18 protein-coding genes and 1 pseudogene are annotated in these 18535 nt (G+C 72.6%); 9 read left to right on the top strand and 10 right to left on the bottom strand.

Features of this window, described 5'->3' with window-relative positions; all coding sequences use genetic code 11:
* Positions 1 to 9: 9 nt before the first annotated feature.
* The 3 genes from QQS16_RS34635 to QQS16_RS34625 all read right to left on the bottom strand — a co-directional run bounded on the left by QQS16_RS34635 (position 10) and on the right by QQS16_RS34625 (position 4421).
* Positions 10 to 1251, bottom strand: a complete 1242-nt coding sequence (locus QQS16_RS34635; RefSeq protein ID WP_286066006.1) for an NAD(P)/FAD-dependent oxidoreductase — start codon at positions 1249 to 1251, stop codon at positions 10 to 12.
* 160 nt (positions 1252 to 1411) lie between these two features.
* Positions 1412 to 2815, bottom strand: a complete 1404-nt coding sequence (locus tag QQS16_RS34630) for an FAD-dependent oxidoreductase (protein WP_286066005.1) — start codon at positions 2813 to 2815, stop codon at positions 1412 to 1414.
* Between the two features lie 166 nt (positions 2816 to 2981).
* Positions 2982 to 4421 (bottom strand): FGGY family carbohydrate kinase, encoded by a 1440-nt coding sequence (locus QQS16_RS34625; RefSeq protein ID WP_286066004.1) that lies wholly within the window; start codon positions 4419 to 4421, stop codon positions 2982 to 2984.
* Positions 4422 to 4705: 284 nt separating this feature from the next.
* On the opposite strand from QQS16_RS34625, the gene QQS16_RS34620 reads away from it, so the two are divergent.
* From QQS16_RS34620 to QQS16_RS34610, 3 genes are all read left to right on the top strand, one after another.
* Positions 4706 to 5701: a hypothetical protein gene (locus QQS16_RS34620; protein WP_286066003.1), complete on the top strand. Its 996-nt coding sequence runs from the start codon at positions 4706 to 4708 to the stop codon at positions 5699 to 5701.
* Between the two features lie 42 nt (positions 5702 to 5743).
* Positions 5744 to 7273, top strand: a complete 1530-nt coding sequence (locus QQS16_RS34615; RefSeq protein WP_286066002.1) for an amino acid permease — start codon at positions 5744 to 5746, stop codon at positions 7271 to 7273.
* A 199-nt stretch (positions 7274 to 7472) separates the two neighbouring features.
* Positions 7473 to 8570 carry a mechanosensitive ion channel family protein gene (locus QQS16_RS34610; RefSeq protein ID WP_286066001.1) on the top strand — a complete coding sequence of 366 codons (1098 nt, stop codon included), beginning with the start codon at positions 7473 to 7475 and terminating at the stop codon, positions 8568 to 8570.
* A gap of 35 nt (positions 8571 to 8605) precedes the next feature.
* On the opposite strand, the gene QQS16_RS34605 is transcribed toward QQS16_RS34610, so the two are convergent.
* Entirely contained in the window at positions 8606 to 10144 is a 1539-nt protein-coding gene (locus tag QQS16_RS34605; protein WP_286066000.1) for a M1 family metallopeptidase, read from the bottom strand.
* Between the two features lie 209 nt (positions 10145 to 10353).
* On the opposite strand from QQS16_RS34605, the gene QQS16_RS34600 reads away from it, so the two are divergent.
* Positions 10354 to 12573 carry an NADP-dependent isocitrate dehydrogenase gene (locus QQS16_RS34600; RefSeq protein ID WP_286065999.1) on the top strand — a complete coding sequence of 740 codons (2220 nt, stop codon included), beginning with the start codon at positions 10354 to 10356 and terminating at the stop codon, positions 12571 to 12573.
* A 72-nt stretch (positions 12574 to 12645) separates the two neighbouring features.
* Here the strand turns inward: QQS16_RS34600 and QQS16_RS34595 are convergent, their stop codons facing one another.
* Positions 12646 to 12987, bottom strand: a complete 342-nt coding sequence (locus QQS16_RS34595) for a DUF5713 family protein (RefSeq protein WP_286065998.1) — start codon at positions 12985 to 12987, stop codon at positions 12646 to 12648.
* Between the two features lie 85 nt (positions 12988 to 13072).
* Here QQS16_RS34595 and QQS16_RS34590 point away from each other — a divergent pair, with 85 nt between their 5' ends.
* The gene (locus QQS16_RS34590; protein WP_286065997.1) at positions 13073 to 13873 is read left to right on the top strand and encodes an N-formylglutamate amidohydrolase; all 801 of its coding nucleotides are present in this window, start codon (positions 13073 to 13075) and stop codon (positions 13871 to 13873) included.
* 57 nt (positions 13874 to 13930) lie between these two features.
* A pseudogene (locus tag QQS16_RS34585) lies at positions 13931 to 14497 on the top strand (cytochrome P450 family protein); the annotation flags it as partial.
* 378 nt (positions 14498 to 14875) lie between these two features.
* Here the strand turns inward: QQS16_RS34585 and QQS16_RS34580 are convergent.
* From QQS16_RS34580 to QQS16_RS34560, 5 genes are all read right to left on the bottom strand, one after another.
* Positions 14876 to 15496, bottom strand: coding sequence for a hypothetical protein (locus QQS16_RS34580; RefSeq protein WP_286066584.1), 621 nt, complete (start codon positions 15494 to 15496; stop codon positions 14876 to 14878).
* Positions 15493 to 16440 (bottom strand): hypothetical protein, encoded by a 948-nt coding sequence (locus tag QQS16_RS34575; RefSeq protein ID WP_286065996.1) that lies wholly within the window; start codon positions 16438 to 16440, stop codon positions 15493 to 15495. The genes QQS16_RS34580 and QQS16_RS34575 overlap by 4 nt, the downstream gene beginning before the upstream one ends.
* Positions 16441 to 16611: 171 nt before the next feature.
* On the bottom strand, positions 16612 to 16788 hold the full coding sequence (locus QQS16_RS34570) for a hypothetical protein (RefSeq protein WP_286065995.1): 177 nt from the start codon (positions 16786 to 16788) through the stop codon (positions 16612 to 16614).
* A 100-nt stretch (positions 16789 to 16888) separates the two neighbouring features.
* The gene (locus QQS16_RS34565; protein WP_286065994.1) at positions 16889 to 17131 is read right to left on the bottom strand and encodes a hypothetical protein; all 243 of its coding nucleotides are present in this window, start codon (positions 17129 to 17131) and stop codon (positions 16889 to 16891) included.
* Complete coding sequence (locus tag QQS16_RS34560) at positions 17128 to 17283, bottom strand: hypothetical protein (protein WP_286065993.1); 156 nt, start codon at positions 17281 to 17283, stop codon at positions 17128 to 17130. The genes QQS16_RS34565 and QQS16_RS34560 overlap by 4 nt, the downstream gene beginning before the upstream one ends.
* 202 nt (positions 17284 to 17485) lie before the next feature.
* Between QQS16_RS34560 and QQS16_RS34555 the strand changes: the two genes are divergently transcribed.
* Genes QQS16_RS34555 through QQS16_RS34545 form a run of 3 tightly spaced genes read left to right on the top strand, consistent with a single transcriptional unit; the run spans position 17486 to position 18394 of the window.
* Positions 17486 to 17788 (top strand): hypothetical protein, encoded by a 303-nt coding sequence (locus QQS16_RS34555; RefSeq protein ID WP_286065992.1) that lies wholly within the window; start codon positions 17486 to 17488, stop codon positions 17786 to 17788.
* On the top strand, positions 17781 to 18152 hold the full coding sequence (locus tag QQS16_RS34550) for a DUF6221 family protein (protein ID WP_286065991.1): 372 nt from the start codon (positions 17781 to 17783) through the stop codon (positions 18150 to 18152). The genes QQS16_RS34555 and QQS16_RS34550 overlap by 8 nt, the downstream gene beginning before the upstream one ends.
* On the top strand, positions 18149 to 18394 hold the full coding sequence (locus QQS16_RS34545) for a hypothetical protein (RefSeq protein WP_286065990.1): 246 nt from the start codon (positions 18149 to 18151) through the stop codon (positions 18392 to 18394). The genes QQS16_RS34550 and QQS16_RS34545 overlap by 4 nt, the downstream gene beginning before the upstream one ends.
* Positions 18395 to 18535: the final 141 nt, after the last annotated feature.

Genomic DNA, 18535 nt, shown 5'->3' with positions numbered 1-18535 from the left:
AGCGGAAGATCATCTGACCACCACCCCGGGTCGGACCATGACCCGTACGGGCCCGCCTTTCGGGTCCACGCGACCGGTCCAGCGGGCCGTCAGGGTCAGGGTGCGGTTCGGCAGGACCGTACGCGGTGACAGGCGGGCCCGGTGCAGGACGCGGCCGTCCTGGGTGACCCGCAGGACCGGCCGGGACAGCGGGACCGACGTGCGCAGGACGTACGGCAGCCGGTCGGCCGGGGTGACGCGGTTGGGGGCGATCCAGCGCAGCGGTGGCGCGACGAGCAGGGGGACGCCGTCGGACGGTTCGGCTCCGGCGAGTGTCCGCAGGACGGCGTCGGCCACGTGCACGCCTTCGCGGGCCGCCGTGGCCGCGCTCTCGACGGCGTGCAGGACGCTGCCGGCGGCGAACACGCCGGGGCGCGAGGTGTGCAGCGAGCCGTCGACGGCCGGGCCGCGGGTGCCGCTGTCGAGGGTGAGCCCGCCGCGCCGGGCCAGTTCGTGCTCCGGCACGAAGTCGCCGGTGAACACGACGGTGTCGCAGGGCAGCAGGGCCGTCCGGCCGTCGTGGTGGCGTACCCGCACGCCCGACAGCCGCCCGTGGCCGACGAGTTCGGTGACCGTGGTGGCGGTGAGCAGCGGGACGCCGCGGCGCAGGCGGGCGTCGAGGGCGCGGGCGGACGCGGTCTGCGGACGGGGCAGGTCGGTGACCATCGCCACGACCCGGGCCCCGGCGGCCCGTACCGTGTCGGCGGCGGTGTAGGAGACGTCCTCCGCGCCGACCACCACCGCGCGGCTGCCGACGGACCGGCCGTACAGGTGCACGGCCTGCTGGAGTTCCCCGGTGGTGTACACCCCGGCCGGGCGCGTGCCGGGCACGAGCCGGGCGGCGCGGGGCCGTTCGCGGGCCCCGGTGGCCAGGACGACCGCCCGCGCGTGGAGGGTCCGCGGCCCGTGCGGGCCGACGGTGTCCAGCGCCAGGGGCCCGGCCCAGTCGAGGGCCGTCACCCCGGTGCGTACGACGGCTCCGGCGTGCTCGGCGGCGGTGACCAGCGCGTGGGCGTACGCGGGGCCGGTGAGCGGGCGCAGCGCGGTGCCGTAGCCGCCGTGGGCGCAGTGCCGGGGGACTCCCCCCGGCTGCTGCTCCCGGTCCAGGACCTCGACCCGGCCGGCACCGGCGGCCGCCAGCCGGGCGGCGGCGGCGAGACCGGCCGGGCCGGCGCCGACGACGAGCACGTCGACGGCACGCTCGGCGCTCACGCCCGGCCCTCCCCGGACCGGCGGCCGGGCACCGCGGCACCGCGCGTCCTGCGGCCGGGAGGCGTGCGGAGACCGCCGGCCTCCTGCCCGGCCGAGTCCCGTACGGCCGTCCCGCCTCGCGCGCCGCCCGGGCCGGCCCCGCCCCTCCCGCGTACGGCCCTCATCGGCTCGCCCGCTCGAACAGTTCGCGCACCGCCGCACCGCAGTAGAACCCCTGGCAGCGGCCCGCCCCGGCCCGGGTGCGGCGGCGCAGGCCGTCGAGGCCGGCGGGCGGGACCGGGCCGGTGAGCGCGTCACGGATCTCACCGCGGGAGACGCGCTCGCAGTGGCAGACGAGGGTGCCGTACTCCGGGTCGGCCGCGATCAGGTCGGGCCGCCGGTAGGGGCGCGGGAAGGCCTCGCCGAGGTTGGGCATGCGGACCGGGTCGAGCTCGCGGGCCGGGCCGAGGTCCAGGCCCGCTTCGGCGAGCAGCCCCGTCACGTGGCCGGCGAGGGCGAGGGAAGCCGTCAGGCCGGTGGAACGGATGCCGCCGACGGTGACGTACGCCTGCCCGGGGTGCGCCGAGACACGGTAGTCGTCGTGCTCGGTGGCGGCGCGCAGGCCCGCGTACACGGCGGTGACCTCCTCGTCGAGCAGGCCGGGCAGGATGCGCCGGCCCTGGTCCCGGAGAAGGGCGAGACCGTCGGCGGTGGTGCCGGTGGCGCGTCTGTCGTCGAGGTCCTCGGCGGTGGGACCGAGCAGGACGTTGCCGTACACCGTGGGGGCGACCAGGACGCCCTTGCCGAGGGCCGTGGGGACGGGCAGCAGGATGTGGCGGACGAGGGCGCGGGCGAACTTGTCGAAGACGAGGAGCTGACCGCGGCGCGGGGTGACGGTGAAGTCGTCGTGGCCGAGGTGCCGGTCGAGCGTGTCGGCGTGCAGCCCGGCCGCGTTGACCAGCCACCGGGCGCGCAGGGCGCCCCGGTCGGTGTCGAGGACGTGGATGCCCGCCCGCCGGCTCGTCCTCCGCACCCGGCAGTCGAGGTGCAGGTCGACGCCGTGGCGGACGGCCTGGGTGGCGTACGCGAGGGTCGTCGTCCAGGGGCAGACGACGCTCTCGCCGGGCACGTGCAGGGCACCGAGCGCGCCGGGGCCGAGGTGCGGTTCGCGGGCGTACAGCTCGGCCGGGCCGATCAGGCGGGTGTCCCGGTACTCGTTGCGTTCGGCCTTCGCGGCGAGGCGGGGCAGCGCGGTGAGCTGTTCCTCGTCCCAGGCGACGAGGAGCGCGCCGACGGGTTCGACGGGGATGCCGCACTCGGCGGCGTACCCGGCCAGCAGCCGCGCGCCCTCACGGACCAGACGGGCTTCCAGGGAACCGGGCACCGCGTCGAAACCGGTGTGCAGGATCGCGGTGTTGGCCTTCGAGGTGCCCTGACCGACGTCGTCCCCCGCCTCGACGAGGGCGGCCCGCAGCCCCGGATGCCGGGCGAGGGCACGGCCGATCGCACACCCGACGACCCCGGCCCCGACCACCACCACGTCGTACGTCACCGAAGGCAGCGCCCCGCGCCGGGTGACCGTCATCCGGACCTCCGGCCGGGCGACTCGGTCACGGCGGTGAACCCCGCCGGCCGCCCCGGGCCTCCACCGGCCGTGACACGCGCCCCGCGGCCCCGCCCCGGCGGCACCCGCGCCTGCGCCTGCGCCCGCGCCTGGGTTCGCGGAACAGCCACCCCCCGCCGGACGCCCCTCATCCGGGCCTCCTGTCGAGCAGCGCGGTCACGGCGGCGGTGAACACCGCGAGGCGTGCGGCGGCCTCGTCGGCGGTGATGCGGGGTTCGTAGACGGCGGCGGGCTTCCAGTGCGGGAGGGCCTCGGCGAGTGTCAGGTCCGGGTCCGCGCCGAGCCGGGCCAGGGCGCCCACGCCGAGCGCGGTCGCATCGGGGAGGGCGGACACCTCGACGGGGCGTTGCAGGAGGTCGGCCTGGGTCTGCATGAGCAGGGCCGAGCGGGTCAGGCCACCGTCGACGCGCAGCACGTCGAGGGGGTCGCCGAGGTCGGCCGCGGCGGCCTCGGCGAGCGAGACCACCTGCGCCGCCAGGCCTTCGCACAGCGCGCGCACCAGGTGCCCTGGGCCGGTGTCGAGGCCGAGGCCGGTGAGCGAGCCGCGCAGGTCGCCGCGCCACCAGGGGGCGGCGAGTCCGGCGAGGGCCGGGACGAAGGTGACGCCCCCGCTGTCGGGCACCCCGCCCCCCACGGAGTCGAGGTCGGCGGCGCCGCCGATCACGCCGAGGTCGGTGAGCCAGCGGACGGCGGAGGCGGCCGTGTACACCTGCCCGTCGAGGCAGTAGCTGGTACGTCCGCCGAGCCGCCAGGCCACACAGCTGACCAGTCCGGAGGTTCCCCGGGTGGGGGTGTCGCCGGTGTGGGCGAGCAGGAACGCCCCGGTGCCGTAGGTGCACTTGGCGCCGCCGGGTGCGGTGATCCGCTGGGCAAGCAGGGCGGCCTGCTGGTCGACGACGAGAGCGGTGAGCGGGATCTCGGGGCCGAAGGCCGTGGTGGTGCCGACGGGGACGGCGGCGTCGACGACCTCCGGCAGCCGCTCACCGGACAGGCCGTAGAGGTCCAGCGCCCGCGGCGACCACTCCACCCGGTCGAGGTCCAGCAACTGGGTCCGTCCCGCGGTGGCGGCGTCCGTGACGTAGGCGCCGGTGAGGCGGTGGACCAGATGGGCGTCGCTGGTGGTGACGACTCCCTCCGCCGTGAGGTGCCGTCGAATCCAGGCCATCTTGGGCGCGGCGAAGTACGGGTCGAGGGGCAGGCCGGTCAGCTGACGCAACTCGTCGGCGTGGTCGGAGAGTCGGGCGCACACGCTCTCGGCCCGGCGGTCCTGCCAGACCAGGGCGTCGGTGAGCGGGCGGCCGGTCGCCGGGTCCCAGGCGAGCACGGTCTCGCCCTGGTTGGCCAGGCCCAGCGCGACGACGGGTTCCCCGGCCTCGGCCAGGGCGCGGGTCCCCGCCTCGACCACCGAGCCGTACAGCTCGGCCGGGTCGGCCTCCACCAGCCCGCCGGGCAGATGGCGGGGCCGTACGGCGGCGAACCCGGTGCCGATGACGCCGCGTTCGGGGCAGATCACCAGCGCCTTGGTGCCGGACGTGCCCTGGTCGACGGCGAGTACCGGACCGGTCATCACACCCCTTTCTCGGTGATCACAGCCCGACAGCCTGCCGCCGCCTCCCGCACCGCGTCAAGCACCGCCCACCAGCGACGACGCACTCCCGGCCACGGGCCGGCCGCCGGTCAACCGGGGGCAGGGGCAAAGAAGTTCGAAAGGATCCGGGAACCGGGCGTGACGTGCGGCCGGCCGCCCTATAGTGACCGCCGACCACCGCGATCTCCTCAACCGCCGCCCGGAGGAGGGCTGTTGTTACTCCACCCCGCCGTCCTGCCCGGCCCGACGTCCGGGGCGGGCTGATGGCCAGAGACGGAGCTCGCCCCGTGTACGACCCCGCGGGCCACGACGCCGAACTCCGCGCCGCCCTCCAGGAGGTGCGCGCCGGACGCTGGATGTCGATGCGCGCCCTGCTGGAGCGGACCACGGTCTGGTGGCAGTGGACGCAGCGCACCCAGGTCCTGGCCGCGGCGGCGGCCGGCACCGACGTGGTGCGCGCCTGGCTCGCCGAGGAGCCGCACAGCGTCCCGGCGGCGGTGATGCAGGCCCGGGTCGCGGTGGAGCGCGCGCTGCGGGCCCGGCGCGACGGGCACCGCCGGACGCACGAACTGTGGATCGAGGCCTGGGACGTGAGCGACGCCGCCACCCGGGCCGCGCCCCGGGACCCGGTGCCGTGGGTGTGCCTGCTGGCGCTCGCCCAGCTGGACCGGCGGCAGCTGTGGGCGGAACACCGGGTGGCGCCGCCCGGACCGATGCTGCCGCCCGGCCCGTGGGGCCTGCTGGCCGAGGCCGACAAGCGCGACCCGTACAACCGCGAGGCCCACCACCGCGTGCTCCAGTTCCTGTACGCGCAGGCGGCGTCGGACCGGCTGGCGGAGGCGGCCGGCTACGCCCACTCGGTGGCCGGATCCGCGCCGCCGGGCTCCGCGCTGCACCTGCTGCCGCTGTACGTCCGGGTCGAGCGCTACCGGCGCGGCAGCGGGCGGGCCGCCGCCCTGGACCTGTACTGGGTGGCCGACGACGCCACCCGTGAGGCGGGCCGGGCGTACACGTCCTGGTTCGAGCGGTCCCGGCCGGACGAACGCTCCCCGCTCGACCTCAACCACCTGGCCCACGCCCTGTGGGGAGCGCTGCGGTTCGAGGACGCGGCCCGGGTGTTCGAGGCGATCGGGCCGTACTACACCCCCCTGCCCTGGACCCAGCGGGCCGCGGCTCCGGGCGACCAGTCCGAGGCCGTGCAGCTCTTCCTCCAGGCCCGTGCGCGCAGCCGGTCGGCGGCGCGCGGACCCGGCGCCTGACGCCCCAACCGTTTCCCCCGTTCCCTCACCGGAGGTCCCACCATGTCTCCCAGCCCCGAGCCGTCGACGTCCCCGGGCGTGCCGCAGGACGACGAGGAGCGGCGCCTGCGCGAGCTCGGCTACCGGCCGGTCCTCGCCCGCCGCATGGGCGGCTTCGGCAACTTCGCGATCAGCTTCTCGGTGATCTCGATCCTGTCCGGCTGCATGACCCTGTACGGCTTCGGGATGGGCGCCGGCGGTCCCGCCGTGATGCTGTGGGGCTGGGCGGGCGTCGGTCTGTTCGTGCTGTGCGTGGGACTCGCGCTGGCGGAGGTCACCAGCGCGTATCCGACGTCCGGTGCCCTCTACTACATGGCCGACCGGCTCGGCGGGCGCCGCTGGGGCTGGTACACGGGCTGGCTGAATCTGCTCGGCCTGCTCGGCGCCATCGCCGGCATCGACTACGGCGCCGCTCTGTTCACCGGGGCGTTCATGAACCTCCAGTGGGGCTTCGAGCCGACGCCTGAGAAGACGATGCTGATCTTCATGGTGATCCTGCTGCTGCACGCCGTGCTGAACCTGTTCGGCGTGCGGCTGGTCAGCGTGCTCAACTCGATATCCGTCTGGTGGCACCTGGCGGGCGTGGCGATCATCGTGGGCGCGCTCGCGATCGTCCCCGACCACCACCAGTCGCCGTCCTTCGTGTTCACCGAGTTCGTCAACGAGACCGGCTGGTCCAACCCGGTGTACGTGGCCGCCATCGGTCTGCTGCTCGCGCAGTACACGTTCTCCGGCTACGACGCCTCGGCGCACCTGTCGGAGGAGACGTCCAACGCGTCGGTGTCGGCCGCGAAGGGCATCGTGCGTTCCATCTGGGTGTCGTGGATCGCGGGTTTCGTGCTGCTCGCCGGTCTCACCTTCGCCATCCAGGACTACGACGCCACGCGGGCCAGCGAGACCGGGGTGCCCCCCGCGCAGATCCTCCTCGACGGTCTGGGCACGGACGGCGCGAGCGCGCTGCTGCTCGTGGTGATCGTGGCGCAGCTGTTCTGCGGCAACGCGGAGGTGGCAGCGGCCAGCCGGATGGTGTTCGCGTTCAGCCGGGACAAGGCCCTGCCGGGCTCGGCGCTGTGGCGCACGGTCAGCGCCCGCACCCAGACCCCGGTCGCCGCCGTGTGGCTGTCGGTGGCGGTCGCCTGCGTGCTGGCCCTGCCCTCCCTGTACTCGACGACCGCGTACGGCGCGGTGACCGCCATCAACGTCATCGGCATCACACCGGCGTACGCCATTCCCGTGCTGTTGCGTCTGCGCGCGGGCGACCGTTTCCAGCCGGGTCCGTGGAACCTGGGCCGGTGGAGCAGGCCGGTCGGCTGGATCGCGGTGGTGTGGGTGGCCTGTGTGACGGTGCTGTTCTGCCTGCCGCAGTCGTCACCGGTGACGGCGGACACCATGAACTACGCGTCCGTCGCCCTCGCCGTCGTCCTGATCCTGGCCACGGTGTGGTGGTTCGTCGCCCGCCGCTCGTACGGCACACCCACCACGGCCGCCTACACCGACCGGGAACAGGCCGAGCTGGCCGAGGGAATCGTCTGAAACCGCGCGATCCGGCGTCGGTTCCGTTACGAACTTCCGTACCGGATACGGCAGGATGAGCGGTCGCGTCGGCCACGGGGGGGCTTCCCGGCCGGCGCGACCGCACATCCCGGAATCGAGCAGGTGGCAACGTGACGCAACTTCACATCCGGCCGTCGGCGCAGGCCGTCGCCGCAGTCCTTCTCCCCGGAGGTGACCGGTGAAGCGCGACCTCACCGTGGACGACCTGGTCATCGCCGGCATCGCGGTGGCCGCGGGCCTGCTGGCGGCGTTCGGGCTGCGCATGCTGCTGCGCTGGCTGCGCAAGCACGCCGACCGCACCAACTGGGGCGGTGACGACGTCATCGTGGACGCGCTGCGGACGGTGCTGCCGTGGGCCGCGGTGGCGGGCGGTGCCGCGTCCGCCGCGGCGGCGCTGCCGCTGGTCGCCGGCGTCCAGCACACCGTCAACCAGGTCCTGACCGTGCTGCTGATCTTCGTCGTCACGGTGGCGGTGGCCCGGATCGTCGCCGGGCTGATGCAGACGGTCACCCAGTCCCGTTCCGGTGTCGCCGGATCGGCCACGATCTTCGTCAACATCACCCGGGTGCTGGTCCTCGCGATCGGTTTCCTGGTGGTGCTACAGACGCTGGGCATCTCCATAGCGCCCATGCTCACCGCCCTCGGGGTCGGTGGCCTGGCCGTCGCTCTCGCCCTCCAGGACACGCTGGCCAACCTGTTCGCGGGCATCCACATCCTCGCCTCCAAGACCGTCCAGCGCGGCGACTACATCAGGCTGAGCAGCGGCGAGGAGGGCTACGTCGAGGACATCAACTGGCGCCAGACGACGATCCGTTCGCTCTCCAACAACCTGGTCGTCATCCCCAACGGGGAGCTCGCCAAGACGAACATGACCAACTACATGCGTCCTGAGCAGGAGTTGACGATCCTGGTGCAGGCGGGGGTGGCCTACGACAGCGACCTGGAGCACGTCGAGCGGGTGACCATCGAGGTCGTCGCCGAGGTGATGACCGAGATCACCGGGGCCCTGCCCGATCACGAGCCGCTGGTCCGTTTCCACACCTTCGGCGACTCCCGCATCGGCTTCACGGTCATCCTGGGCGTCGGCGAGTTCAGCGACCAGTACCGGATCAAGCACGAGTTCATCAAGCGCCTGCACCGGCGCTACCGCGAGGAGGGCATCCGGATCCCGGCGCCCACCCGGACCGTGGCGCTCCAGCACGGCGCGGTGGTCATCCCGCAGCAGCGGGGCGCCCAGTTCGAGCCGGACGAGGTTCCCTCCGTCCGGCTCGACTGAGCCCCTACCGCGGCTGCCTCACCTCGGCCGGGCCCCTACAGGGTGGCCGAGTTGTCGTGGTAGTGCCCGCCCCTGCGGCTGTTCGGCGCGACGAGCGACGCGGTCGCCGGCGTGACCGTCCAGTCCGGGTGGCCGGGCATCCGGGGGGTCTTGGTGCCGAACAGCCAGTCCCCCAGGAAGCCGGACAGGTCCTGGCCGGAGACCTCCGAGGCGACGGCGATGTAGTCCTGCGTCGAGGCCGCCGAGTCGCGGTACCGCTCCAGGAAGGTGCGCTCGATGGAGCCGAACACCGTCTCGCCGACCAATTGCCGCAGCGCGTACAGGACGAGGACGCCGCCCAGGTAGCGCTGGCTGTCGAAGAGGTTCGCCGCGTTGGGCGAGGCGACCGGTCCGGAGGATTTGCGCCACTGGTCGCCGCGCGCGTAGGTGTTCTGCATGCGGGCTTCCATGGTGGTCAGGCCGATCGAGTCGGCCCAGCCACGCTCGTAGCGGTACAGCAGCCCGTAGAAGTCGGCGTGGCCCTCGTTCAGCCACAGGTCGGCCCAGGTGGCGGGGCTGACACTGTTGCCGAAGTAGGAGTGGACCAGCTCGTGCATCATGTGCGAGCCGATCTTCGACTCCTCCTGGAGGAGGTAGTTCGGCTTGTACAGCGTGAGGGTCTGCGTCTCCAGGCCCGTGAAGTCGAAGGCGGCCGGGTCGTCGGAGTTGCAGGGCAGCAGCCCGTACGTCTCGAACGGGTAGGCGCCCAGCCGCTGCTCGACCCAGCTCACCAGCCCCGGCGTGAGCGAGAGCGCGGGCTCCAGGGCGGCGGCGCGCGCGGTCGGCACGACGTCCCTGAGGGGCAGCCCGTGCGGGCCCGGCCGGCTCTTGACCACGTAGTCGCCCACGGTGATCTGCACGACCTCGGTGGCGATCGGCTCACGGGACCGGTAGGTGTAGGCCACCCGGCCGTCGGCGAGGGTCTCGGTGTTCACCAGGGAACCGCTCGCCACGCCGCGCAGCCCGCTGGGCACGGTGAGGCGGAAGGTGAAGTCCGCCTTGTCCTGCGGGTGGTCGTTGCAGGGGAAGACGGTGTGCGCCGAGTCCGGCTGCGGGCACACGGCGAAGCCGTCCGGGGTGGCGACCCAGGCGGTGTGCGCGAGGGAGCGGCGCGGGTCCGCGGTGTACGCCACGACGACGGTGGCCGCGCACTGGTCCGGCAGGCTGCTGACGGGCGTGATCCGCAGCTTCTCCCCCACCTGCTCGAAGCCTGCCCCGCGGCCCGCGACGCTGACGGAGGTTATGTCCAGGCCGAGGGCGTCCAGGGAGAAGCGGCTCAGGGCCTGGGTGGTGCGGATCCGCAGGGTCGCCGTGGCGGTGACGAGCCGGGTGGTGGCGTCGTACGCGAAATCCAGCACGTACGCGGAGACCCGGTAGCCGTCGTTGCCGAGGCTGGGGAAGACGGGGTCGCCGAGGGTCTCGGCGCCCGGTGACGAGGCCGCCGGGGCCGCGTGGGCGACTGAGCCCACGGTCAGTGCCGCGGCGGTGCCGATCAGTGCGGTGGCCGGCGCCGTCACTCTGGTGCGATATCTCATGGTCCGCTTTCGCTCGGGCGGCCGGTTGGTCGGTTCCGGCCGTCGGTCAGAGGGCGATCAACTTTGCATGACCACAACATCAGACCAATCGGTTGCCTCGTCGGACGCAGAACTTCTCCGGAAGTAGGCCGAGGACCGCTGTCGAGACCGGGGCACCCAGGAGATATCTTGATGTCGAGCAATGTTGCAGACGTGGAGCGGAGCACCCGGTGACTGACTCGACCATCATCTATACGCACACTGACGAGGCCCCGGCCCTGGCGACGTATTCCTTCCTGCCGGTGGTCCAGGCGTACGCCTCGCAGGCGGGTGTCACCGTGGAGACGCGTGACATCTCGCTGGCCGGCCGCATCGTCGCCCTGTTCCCGGAGTACCTCACCGAGGACCAGCGGATCCCGGACGCCCTGGCGGAGCTCGGCGAACTCGCCAAGACGCCCGAGGCGAACATCATCAAGCTGCCGAACATCTCGGCGTCGATCCCGCAGCTCAAGGCCGCGGTCGCCGAGCTGCAGAGCCAGGGCTACGCGCTGCCGGACTACCCGGACGACCCGAAGACCGACGAGGAGCGCGACATCCGCGCCCGCTACGACAAGGTCAAGGGCTCCGCGGTCAACCCGGTCCTGCGGGAGGGCAACTCCGACCGCCGGGCCCCCGCCTCGGTCAAGAACTACGCCAAGACCCACCCGCACCGCATGGGCGCCTGGACCCCCGAGTCCAGGACCAACGTGGCGACCATGGGTGTGGACGACTTCCGCTCCACCGAGAAGTCCGTGGTGATCTCCGAGGCCGGCTCGCTGCGGATCGAGCTGGTCGGCGACGACGGCTCCACCACCGTGCTGCGCGAGTCCGTACCGGTCCTCGAGGGCGAGGTCGTCGACGCCTCCGTCATGCACGTCGCGCCGCTGCGGGAGTTCCTCACCGCGCAGATCGCCCGGGCCAAGGCCGAGGGCGTGCTGTTCTCCGTGCACCTCAAGGCCACGATGATGAAGGTCTCCGACCCGATCATCTTCGGTCACGTGGTGCGCGCCTTCTTCCCTAAGACGTTCGCGAAGTACGGCGAGACACTCGCCGCGGCCGGCCTGACCCCGAACGACGGTCTGGGCGGCATCCACAAGGGTCTGGAGGCCCTGCCCGAGGGCGCCGAGATCAAGGCCTCCTTCGACGCCGAGCTCGCCGAGGGCCCGGCCCTGGCGATGGTCGACTCCGACAAGGGCATCACCAACCTGCACGTGCCGTCCGACGTCATCGTCGACGCCTCGATGCCGGCCATGATCCGCACCTCCGGCCACATGTGGGGCCCGGACGGCCAGGAGGCCGACACCCTCGCGGTGCTGCCGGACTCCAGCTACTCCGGCGTCTACCAGGCCGTGATCGACGACTGCCGCGCCAACGGCGCCTACGACCCGTCGACCATGGGTTCGGTCCCGAACGTCGGCCTGATGGCGCAGAAGGCCGAGGAGTACGGCAGCCACGACAAGACGTTCGAGATCCCGGCCACCGGCACGGTCCGCCTGGTCGACCAGGCCGGGAACGTCGTCATCGAGCAGGCCGTCTCCGCCGGTGACATCTTCCGCGCCTGCCAGACCAAGGACGCCCCGATCCGCGACTGGGTCAAGCTGGCCGTCACCCGCGCCCGCGCCACCGGCAACCCGGCCGTCTTCTGGCTGGACGAGACCCGCGCGCACGACGCCAACCTGATCGCCAAGGTCGACGCGTACCTGCCGGAGCACGACACCGAGGGCCTGGACATCCGGATCCTCAACCCGGTGGAGGCCACCAAGCTGTCGGTGGAGCGCATCCGCCGCGGCGAGGACACCATCTCGGTGACCGGCAACGTCCTGCGTGACTACCTCACCGACCTGTTCCCGATCCTGGAGCTGGGCACCAGCGCCAAGATGCTCTCGGTCGTCCCGCTGATGGCGGGCGGCGGCCTGTTCGAGACGGGTGCCGGCGGCTCCGCGCCGAAGCACGTGCAGCAGCTGGTCAAGGAGAACTACCTGCGCTGGGACTCCCTCGGTGAGTTCTTCGCGCTGGTCCCGTCCCTGGAGCAGTTCGCGACGGTCACCGACAACGCGCGGGCCAAGGTCCTCGCCGACGCCCTCGACCGCGCCACGGCGACCTTCCTCAACGAGGACAAGTCGCCGACCCGTCGCGTCGGCGGCATCGACAACCGCGGCAGCCACTTCTACCTGTCCCTGTACTGGGCGCAGGAGCTGGCGAAGCAGACCGAGGACACGGACCTGGCGAAGGCCTTCGCCGCGCACGCCGAGACGCTCGCCGCCAACGAGCAGAAGATCGTCGACGAGCTGAACGCCGTCCAGGGCGAGCCCGCCGACATCGGCGGCTACTACCAGCCCGACCCGGCCAAGGCCGCGAAGATCATGCGCCCGTCGGCCACGTGGAACGAGGCGCTGGCGTCCCTGAGCTGACGCCACGCTCCCTGAGGGTCCGCAGGTGGCTCCGCCCCGGCCGGCAATGCCCGGCCGGGGCGGAGCCGTGTCTCACCAGTCGCGGGTGGCGATCAGTTCCTCGATGTCGGCGTCCGTGAAGCCGTAGGCGTCGGCGACATACGCGAAGTCCTCGGCTATCTCCTCCCGGGCGACCGTCTCGATGTCACTGCCGGCCTCCTCGAAGGCGGCCTGGAGGTCGTTGAACTCGTCGGTGGCGGCATGGGTCAGCGCGTACAGCGCCGCGAGGCCGACGGGCCGTTCGGTCTCGATGCGCTCGCACAGCCGCAGCAGGATCTCCCTGCCCCGGTCCAGCACGTGGTCGGGGTAGTAGTCGTCCTCGTAGAGCCCCTTGAGAAAGGGGTGTGCGGTCACCTGCTGGTTGCTGACGGGCATGCTGCGGCCCCGCCCTTCCTCGGCGTCGTCGATGTGGCACCTTGATCGTGCACCACCCCACTGACAACGCCTCCGGAGCAGCCGCATGACGCCTTCCGCCGAACCGTCCTTCGCGCTGCTGCCGGGCGCGGCGGACTCCCCCGTGCTCCTCCATGTGCCGCACTCCGCGCGACAGACACCGGCGGACGTGCGGGCCGGCATCCTGCTCGACGACGAGGAACTGGAGCGGGAGCTGGACCACCTCGTCGACGCGCACACCGCGGAACTCGCCGAGGCGGCGGCAGGACTGTGCGCTGTCACCCCCTGGCGGTTCGTCAACCGGCTGTCCCGGCTGGTCGTGGACCCGGAGCGGTTCCCGGACGAGCGGGAGGAGATGCTCGCCGTGGGGATGGGCGCCGTGTACACGAGCACCACGCACCGCGCGCCGCTGCGGCCCGCGGACACCGACCCCGAGCCGTTGATCGCGCGGTACTTCCGGCCGTACGCGCGGGCGATGACGGACGCGGTGGCCGACCGGCTGGCCGTCGCGGGGCGGGCCGTGATCATCGACGTGCACTCCTACCCCACCCGGGCGCTGCCCTACGAGCTGCACGGCGACGGTCCCCGGCCGCCGGTCTGCCTGGGCACCGACTCCTTCCACACCCCGGGCGGGCTGCTCGGCGCGGCGCGCGAGGCGTTCGCGGAGTGCGGGGAGACCGGACTCGACAGCCCGTTCGGCGGCACGTACGTCCCGCTGGAGTTCTACGGCGAGGACCCCCGGGTGAGCGCCCTGATGGTGGAGATCCGCCGGGACACGTACATGAGCGAGCCGGGCGGCCCCGCCGGACCCGGCCTGGACCGGCTGGCCCGCGCCCTGGCCGCGCTCGTCGACGCCGTGACCGGCTGACCTCCGGCTGGAGCACTCCCGCGCGACAGGCCACAGGGCGGCGACGAGGGTGGGGGCATGACCGAGGAAACCACCACGCTGACCGGACAGGCACCGCCTCCGGTGCGGCACTGGCCCACGCTCGGCCTGAAGGGGACGGAGTTCGATCCCCTGCTCGCCGAGTTCATGCGCCAGGGCCCGCTGGTCCGTGTCCAGCTGCCGCACGGTGAGGGATGGGCGTGGCTGGCCACCCGCTACAAGGACGTCCAGGCGCTCAGCGAGGACCCCCGGTTCAGCCGCGCCGAGGTGACGCGTCGTCAGGTAACGCGCACGGAACCGCACTTCGCGCCGCGGCCCGGCTCGCTCGCGTTCGCCGACCAGCCCGACCACGACCGGCTGCGCGAGGCGGTCGCCGGCGCGTTCACCGTCGACGCGACGGAACGGCTGCGCGCCCGGGCCCAGGAGACGCTCGACGCGCTGGTGGACGGTGTGGTGCGGGACGGGCCGCCGGCCGACCTGGTGGAGCGGGTCCTCGAACCCTTCCCGGTCTCCGTCGTCAGCGAGGTCATGGGGGTGCCCGCCGCCGACCGGGAGCGGACGCACGCGTGGGTCCGGCAGATCACCTCCGCCTCCGGCGGCGCCGAGGAGATGTACGACCAAGTGCCGCCCGCGCCTGCGGCGATGTACCAGAAGAAGATCCCGAGGATGCCGATCTGCTTCGTGGTGAGCTTCTTGAAGAGGATGAAGATCGCGGTAGCGAGGGCGAGCGCGGGCATGGTCAGACCGGGAATGACGCCGTTGATGGTGGCGATGATGCTGCCCACAAAGTCCGGAACGATCTTGAAGGGGCCGCCTGCTGCCTTGTACGCGGACCCGGCGAGCATCGAGAGGATCAGCGTCGGCCACCAGCCGAGCGGCTTCAGCTTGCCCCCGCCGGGGATGCCGAAGATGAGCAGCACGGTCAGCACGAAGGCGAGGCCGACCGGGCCGAGGTTGCCGAACACGCTGGTCACAGCGGGATCCTTACTGGGTGGGGGCGTACAGGAGCACGCCGGCGATGGTGGAGGTGGCGGGGACGGCGGCGAGCCAGGCGATGGGCCGCCACCAGGAGCGGGTGCGCCGGTACAGCAGGGCGGTCGCGCCGGCGGCGACGTACCAGAAGATCGCTTGCGGGCCGATCAGGCCGGTGTCGGCGATCCATGCGGTGACGTAGGTGGCGTAGCCGACGAGGCCGACGGTCCAGCCGAGGTAGGCGGCGCTGCCGTGGTAGGCCAGCCACTTCAGCCGGTACGGGATGCGGTCCCAGGCGTCGGCGAGGGACTGGCGGGGGTCTTCGGGGCGGGAGTCCCAGGGGGTGTGCGGGGTGTCCGGGCCGGGCCGGTTCCTGTGCTTCTTCCTCTTCTCCGCCTCGGCCGGGGTCTTCGCGGGCGCGGGGTTCTTGGGCGGCGCGGTGGGCTTCGGCTGTTCGGCCGGCGGGGGCGGCGCGGCGGGTGCGAGGTCGGTCTTGATGATGTCGTCGAGCCAGTCCCGCGGACGTGCGGTCGGCCTCGGCGGTGCGCTCACGGGCGCCGGGTCGGGGCCGACGTGGTGCTTGCGGAGGATGGCGCGCATGCGGAGCTCGTCGGCTCCCGGCTGGTGGCTCATGCGTAGCCTCCCTTGGAGCGGGTCTTGGCGCGCTCACGGCGGACAGCCGCGGCGACGCTCTCCTTGTTGGCGTCAGGCCGGGCGGCCAGCACGCCTCGGATCGCGTCAGCGTTGTTCGGGTTGATCGCGATCTGTTCGCGGACGAGATCGGCGAGACTCGGCTGACCGATCGCAGGGTTCGGGCTGGTCGCGGCCTTGTTCGCGATCTGCTCGCTCGGGTTGTTCGGGTTGTTCGCGAGCGCGCTCGGGGGTTGCTCGGCCTGTTCGCCGATCACCTCGATCGCCTGCTCGGCCACCTCGTCGAACCCCGGCCCGGCAGAATCCGAGGCGGACGCCGGGGGCAGGGCGAGCGGCGCCCGGCGGTGGAGCTCGGCACGCTTGCGGACCCGTTCCAGGGTCACCTCGAAGTCGGCGTCGTCCCGGGCGAGCGCGGTTCGCGTCTCGGCCCAGATGCGGGCGATCTCAGCGTCCGCGCGGGCCTCGTGCAGCTGCGCGGTGTACGACGAGTCACGGATGACCGAGTCGATCTCTGCCTCTTGCTCGGGGGTGAGGGCCGTCCGGTCGACAGTCGCGGCGAGCGCGAACATCCACACGATCTTGCTGACGGCGATGACCAGCACCCCGGCCATGGCCTTGGCCCACGATCCGTCCGGACCCTGGGTGCCGTGCACGGCGAGGAGGACACCGACACCGACGGCGATGAGCCAGCCCGCCGCGGCGGCCGGCCAGGTGCGGTCCCAGATGCGGACGCGGTTGGCTTCGGCCCACAGGACGGTGATCCAGCCGATGTCTCCAGCGATGGCGACGGTGACGCCCCAGGGGCCGGAGTGCATGAGGTCGCTGATGGCGTAGCCGGACCAGATGACGGAGAGCGCGGCGAGGATGCGGGCGCCGTGGACGATGCGGGGGGCGGGTTCGTCCTTCGGTGGTCGGTCGGTCTTCACGGTGCTCCTCCGGGAGCGGGATGGGGACCGGCCCGCGCGCCCGTGGGGGAACGGAGTGCGCGCGGGCCGGCCGATCGGGAGTGGTTCAGTGCGTCGACATCCACACGACGGCGAACACGCCGGACGCGATCGAGGCGAGGATGCCGAGGCCGTACCAGAAGCGCTCGCCCATCACGCGATCACCGCCCCGATGGCCGCGGCCAGGGCGAGGATGCAGAGCAGGAGCGCTGCGCCGCAGCCGAGTTGGGGCTGGTTGTCGTAGCTGGCCCGGTCTTGCAGCTCCCGTTGGGAGCGGCCTCGGCCGTCGCGTTGGGGGCGGTGGTGTGTGCCGCCGAAGGTGTCGCCCATCAGTGGCCACCTCCGGCGAGGACGACCGCGAAGCTGGCGAGGGTCAGCGCGAGGGCGATGAGGGCGAGGATGCGGACGGCGTGGTGTCCGGGCGGGCGGCTCACCGGGACACCGCCTTCCGGTATTCGGCGAGGTACTCGCGGACCTGCTCCTCGGTGAACCCGTGGGCGTGGGCGGCGTCCTGGTAGCGGTCGTAGTCGGCGTGCTCGTCGTCGGTGAGCGGGTTGCCCTGCTCGGTGCGGGCTTCGGCGAGGCCCATCGCGACGGCAGCCCAGTGGAGGGCGGCGGCGGGGTCGTTGGCCGGGGTGCCGTCGTCGGGCGGGGTGTTCGGCTGCTCGCTCATGCTCGGGCCCCTTGCTGGGGGAAGGGGTTGGCGGCGAGGTGCTTGGCGAGGGCGCGGCCTTGGGCGGCTTGTGCGGGGTGGCGGAGGCTGCTGCACAGGTTGCAGGTGCGGGGGTCGTGCTTCGGGTGCTGGTGATCGGTACGGTTGGCCATCAGGGCCTGCCTTTTCGTGATGGTTGAGGTGGGCCTGGCCCCGTCCCGGAGCGCCAACTCAGCGGGACGGGGCCGTTGTGCGTTGCAGGGAACCGGGTGCGGCTCCCCCTGCCTCAGCACGTTAGACCCTAGGGTCTATGCGATGCAAGACCCTAGGGTCTAGAGTCGGGGTGTCGCGCTCCACGGCACGGAGGGAGCGTCAGTGGACGAGCAGGTCGAGGAGGTGCGTCGACTCTTGGAAGCCATCGAGCGCCTGGAGCAGATGCAGGACGACGAGGCGTGCGCCAAGGCGGTCACGCAGGTACTCGATACCTGGCCGGACCACCACGCGCGCCTGCGGGAGCTGCGTCAGGCGCGGGTCCAGCGGATGAAGGACTCGGGGATGACGTGGCAGCAGATCGGCAACGTACTGGGCGTGCACCCGACGCGGGCGCAGCAGATCGCCAAGGGGCTGCGCGGCACGAAGCGACCGGCGAAGAAGGATGCGGAGGCGCAGAGTGGATGAACTCGTGCAGTGGCTGACGGCCCAGCTCGACGAGGACCAGCAGGCAGCCGAGGAGGCGCTGAAGCGGACGACTACGACGCGCCGGAGGATCGGCGGTCAGTGGGTGGAGGACACGGTCCAGCCACCAGAGTGGCGGCGCTCCGCATGGTCTCCGGCGCGGGTGCTGCGGGAGATCGACGCCAAGCGGCGCATCCTCGCCGAGTGCGCGCACTGGCACGGCAAGCTTGCGAAGGAGGTCGTCAATCCCTCCCCGGTACCGTTCCCGGCGCTCGGTGAGGTACTGGACGCGGTGACCCCGATCCTTCGAGCGCTCGCCCTGCCCTACGCGGACCGACCTGGCTACCGCGAGGAATGGCGTCCGTGACGGCGCGGAAGCGGATCGACTGGCCGCCGCACGTCCGTGAAGCGCTGCACGCGGACGTCCGACTGTCGTATGAGGCCGCGCAGGACGCCGACACCCGGTTCAAGATCCGCGTTTACCTGGCCGTCGAGCAGGGCCTCACCACAGCCGAAGTCGCCGAGGGGTTGGGCGTCTCGCAGTCCGTGGTCAGCAAATACCGCATGCAGGGTGAGGCCGCATACCGGGAGCGGTTGGCCGCCGAGTAGGCCCGCCTACAGCTACGCCCGGCCACGGTTCACGCGGCCGGGCGTCATGCTGTCCTCCGCCCCGTACCCTCCCGGGTCGAGAGCGGGCCAGCCTGTCGGCAGCAGCTTGCGACAGCCAGCACCCACACGCTACCCGCCGCC

Origin of the sequence: Streptomyces sp. ALI-76-A, assembly GCF_030287445.1 — a bacterium.
In the GTDB taxonomy this organism is placed as follows: Bacteria; Actinomycetota; Actinomycetes; order Streptomycetales; family Streptomycetaceae; genus Streptomyces.
Note: the sequence above shows the minus strand (reverse complement) of the source record. Positions and strands in the feature narration are given on the sequence as shown.